The sequence below is a fragment of the Pigmentiphaga sp. genome (genome assembly GCF_019689535.1).
Lineage (GTDB): Bacteria > Pseudomonadota > Gammaproteobacteria > Burkholderiales > Burkholderiaceae_B > Pigmentiphaga.
In genome coordinates this window covers 1-4,532 of the sequence record NZ_JADGHH010000240.1, presented here as the reverse complement: position 1 = coordinate 4,532, position 4,532 = coordinate 1, and the positions used below count along the sequence as shown (strand labels likewise).

General features: G+C 65.1%; 3 protein-coding genes. All 3 read left to right on the top strand.

Annotated features, from left to right (window positions below; genetic code table 11):
• Positions 1–353: 353 nt before the first annotated feature.
• Positions 354–1,397: a porin gene (locus tag IRZ12_RS15840; protein ID WP_296470458.1), complete on the top strand. Its 1,044-nt coding sequence runs from the start codon at positions 354–356 to the stop codon at positions 1,395–1,397.
• A 303-nt stretch (positions 1,398–1,700) separates the two neighbouring features.
• Complete coding sequence (locus IRZ12_RS15835; RefSeq protein WP_296470455.1) at positions 1,701–2,732, top strand: porin; 1,032 nt, start codon at positions 1,701–1,703, stop codon at positions 2,730–2,732.
• 376 nt (positions 2,733–3,108) lie between these two features.
• On the top strand, positions 3,109–4,532 hold a 1,424-nt coding region (locus IRZ12_RS15830; RefSeq protein ID WP_296470452.1), incomplete at its 3' end, for an efflux transporter outer membrane subunit.

Below are 4,532 nucleotides of genomic sequence, written 5' to 3'. Positions count from 1 at the left end.
GTCAGCCCGCCCTCCCCCGCGCCCTCTTCGGCTACGGGCGCCGGCCCCGCAGGATTGGGGCGCCGCGCCGAAACCGAGCCGGCAAGCACGCGCAGTGCGCGGTCAGCCTCGGAGAGCACCCGGTCCAGCAACGAAGCGCGACGAAAGAACACCGTTTCCGACATACAACCTCCGATCCGGCACGGAACCGGACAACGACTCAGGACAGCCTTCAAGTATAGGCAATCCGCCCATTGCGCGGCTGCAACGCCGGGCCGGCGCTGTCATTTTCCTCTCATCTTGGACCGGCATCCTCTCGCCCGGGCACCAAGCACTCTTGCGTGCCCATTCCCCTTCCCCTTTGGAGTACGCAATTGAAATACCCACTCTTCGCAGCTGCGGCGCTGGCTGCCTTCACCGGCACCGCTCATGCCCAGAGCGTCACCCTGTATGGCATCGTCGACATGGGGTTCATGCACAGCAAGCAAGACGGGCAATCCTCCACCAACGGCTTGGAAAGCGGCGTAGCCGGCAGTTCTCGCTTTGGCCTACGTGGCGTGGAAGATCTCGGCAACGGACTGAAAACCAACTTCCAGCTGGAAAGCGGCTTCAAGGCCGACACCGGCATCCAAAGTGCATCCGGCCAACTCTTTGACCGGGCGGCCTGGGCGGGCCTGTCGGGCAGCTTCGGCGAAATCCGCTTGGGCCGCCAGGAGACGCTGGGCTTCAACTGGTTCCGCGGCGCAATCAACCCCTTCGGCAATGCCTATTCCCAGGCCCAGAGCAAAACCATTTTCAACGTCGGTGGCATCGACGACCGCGTCAGCAACAGCGCCTTCTATCTTTCACCCTCCTTCGGCGGATTTCAGTTCGGAGCGGGGTACAGCTTCCACGCATCGGGCGCCGAAACCGCAGGCAACGACGCCGACAATCCGGTCTACTCGCTGGGCATGCGCTACCAGAGCGGACCCTTGCTCGCCGTGCTGACCTATGAACAAAAGAACGCTGCCGACCAGCCTCCGGGGGCCGGTGCCGCCGGCGCGGACATCAAGAACCTCCAGGTCGGCGCCACCTACGACTTCGGTCCAGCCAAACTCCATGCCGGCTATGGACGCCTGCAGAACTCCGGCTTCCTCTCAGCAGCCAAGAAAGAGAACTCCTACCTGGTCGGCGTAACCGTCCCCTTCGGCGCGCACAAACTCTTTGCCGCGTACCAGCGCAACGACCACGCCAACGTCAACAACGGCCGCCGGGACACGGCAATCGACGGGTATGCGCTCGGCTACAACTATCAGGTCTCCAAGCGCACCACGCTATACGCCCTCCTGAACCAGTACAACGATGTCGTTGCCCGCCCGGGCTCCACGGCGACGGGCGACAAGCGTGAATTCGCCCTCGGCCTGCAGCATAAGTTCTAGGCCATGCCAGGCCCGGGGGTCATTGCCCTCGTTTCCGCGTCAAAGTCCCGCCTCACTCACTTGGGAGCCGGGACTTTTGCATAAAAGCAACAATTCAGGTAAGAATTAGTAAAAACCCGAGTATTAACCTGGGCAAACTATTGGTGTTAACCCTAGTTTTTGCTGCAATAGGGTCACCTTCCCACCGGGAAGCACTGGCTTCCCCGCAGCCAGCGGGACCCGACGATGGACCCGCGCATTCCATCCGCGCCTTCGCACCCAACCGCTTGCTGCGGACGCCAGCTCATTCTTGGAGATGTATCAATGAAAAAAACGTTGATCACTGCCGCCATCCTGGCTGGCACGGCTGGAATGACGAGCGCTGCGCACGCTCAAAGCTCCGTCACCCTGTATGGCGTCATGGACATGGGCTATCTGTACACCAAGACGGAAGGACTGAAAGCCCGTAACGCCCTCGACAGCGGGCTGCAAAGCGATTCGCGCTTTGGCCTGCGCGGCTCGGAAGACCTCGGCAACGGGCTGAAAGCCAATTTCCTGCTGGAAGCCGGCATCAACGCCGACGACGGCACCACCAGCCAATCCGGCCTGTTCAACCGCCAATCGTGGGTAGGACTGTCGTCCGCCACCTTGGGTGAAATCCGCTTCGGCCGCCAATTCATCCTCGGGTCGCAATTCTTCACCAACATCGACCCCTTCGGCACGACCTTCCGCCAAGCGGGCATGGGCTCGACCTTCATCGCAGCCAACCAAGTCCGCAACAGCAATAGCGTGATGTACTTCACGCCGACCTGGAACGGCTTCCAGGCTGCGGTCGGATACAGCTTCAACCGCTCGTCCAGCGAAACCCCGGTCGCCGGCACCAACAACCGCGCCATCACCTCGGGCCTGCGCTACGCCAACGGCCCGGTCGAAGTCGCCCTGACCTATGACCAGGTCGAACCGGCTACCGGCGGCGGCGTCGGGCGCTCGACCCAGCTGGGCGGCACCTACGACTTCGGCGTCGTCAAGCTGCACGCTGCGGTCGCCGACCAGCGCAAGGTCGCCGTCAACGTGGGCGACGTCCCGGGCTGGAACGGCGTCCTGGCGGAGAAGACCCTCTCGTACATGGTCGGCGCCTCGGCTCCCGTCGGACCCGGCTCGCTGTTCGGTTCGTACCAGAAAGCCAAAGACTGGGACATCGAAGGCTTTAGCGTCGGCTACACCTACCCCTTGTCGCGTCGCACCAACGCTTACGCGTTCTTCAGCAACGTGGACAACGTCGGCAACTACGGCACCTCCGCCGCGAATGACCGGACGACCCGCCAATTCGGCGTAGGCCTGCGCCACATGTTCTAAAGCGTCGCACCTGACGCACCCCGCAACGGCGCCTGGAACCCCCTGGGCGCCTTGCAGCACCGGACCGGCAACGGTCCGGTTTTTTTGTCCGCCTTTCGCCCTGCTGGCATCTCATCGTCGTGCTTCGTCGCACGCCCGGGATACGCCTTTCTCGCGGGTTCAGACCTGGAGCGCGCCGCATCCGAACGGGAAGGGAATATGTAACTGGTCCAGCGCATTTTCCTGATGCTTTTCGATTACGCTATCGGGTCACTCATGCGCCGTTGCGCGGACCGGCAAGAGCTGCCTTCCGCGTCGTGCACCATCCAAACGTATGCCGCTCGCACGTTCCCCTCGTTCAAACGTCCCATTCCCGCGCATTGCCTGCGGGACGCTTTTGTGGCCGCTGCTGCTCCTCGGCGGCTGCGCGCTGCAAGCACCGGCCCCGTCGGCCTCGCTTTCTCCGCCGCCGAGCTGGCATGCGCCGACGCCCGGCAATGGCGACCCGGCAGTCACGGATCCGCCGCACACGTCTCGCCAGCAACAGCTATTGGAATGGTGGGATCAGGTCGGCGATCCGGCGCTCAAAGGCTTGATCGACGCCGCCCAAGCCGCCAGTCCGACTCTCGCGGCCGCCCGCTCTCGCTTCGTACAGGCGCGGGCGGCCCGCACTGCGGCCGCGGCGGCGCTAGGCCCTGCCGTCGAAGCCAATGCCCAGAGCAGCCGCGGGTTCTCCCAGATCGCGGGCGGGGTCGCCACGCAACACCAGGCTGCGGTGCAGGCATCGTGGGAAATCGACTTGTTCGGAGCCAACCGTGCCGCCCGCGACGCCGCCCAGGCAAGGCTCGAGGGCGCGCAGGCGCAATGGCATGAAGCTCGCATTTCGGTCGCGGCGGAGGTAGCGCACGAATTGAACAATTTGCGTGCGTGCCAGCGCGACCTTGCCATCCTGGAACAGGACGCCGCCTCGCGCGCGCAGACCCACCGCCTGACTGAGCTTGCACTGCGCGCGGGTTTCCAGTCGAGCGCCAACGCCGCGCTGACGCGCGCCAGCAGCGCCGAGGCAGCCGCGCGGGTCGTGCAGCAGCGGGCCGTATGCGACATCAGCATCAAGGCGCTGGTCGCGCTCACTGCCCTCGACGAGGACGAGGTTCGCTCCCGGGTCGCGCAGCAGCCGACGCGGCGCCCGCCCGACACCCTGTTCGCCATCGACCGCCTCCCGGCAGCCGTGCTGGCGCAACGGCCAGACTTGTTCAATGCCGATCGCAACGTGGCCGCCGCCGCGGCCGAAGTCGGAAGTACCCAGGCCAGGCGCTATCCGCGGCTGACCTTGAACGGCAGCATCGGCGTCGCATCGTTCGCGGCCCGGGGCATAGAAATGGACGTCAACACCTGGTCCATCGGGCCGCTGGGCGTGACGCTCCCCCTGCTCGATGGCGGCCGCCTGCGCGCCGACGTCGAATCGGCGCACGCGCGCTACGAAGAGGCGGTCATGCAGTACCGCGCCACCGCCCGCCAGGCGATACGCGAAGTGGAGGAGGCCCTGGTCAATCTGCACGGCACGGCCGCTCGCGCCGCCGACGCCCAGGTAGCGGTGGAAGGCTATCAGGCTTCGTTCGAAGCGATGGAGCAACGACACCGCAGCGGATTCGCGAGCCTGCTGGAGCTCGAGGAGTCGCGCCGCATGCTGTTGAACGCCCGCATGGCGCTGTCGGCGCTCGAACGCGAGCGGATGGCGGCCTGGATCGCCCTCTACCGGGCGGCAGGCGGCGGATGGCGGCAAGGTGATCCTGTTCTGCAGGATGCCGCGCCCACCACCTC

What these genes read in the sequence shown, in the direction of transcription:
- IRZ12_RS15835 (WP_296470455.1), top strand. Translation starts at nt 1,701, where the DNA reads ATGAAAAAAACGTTGATCACTGCCGCCATCCTGGCTGGCACGGCTGGA.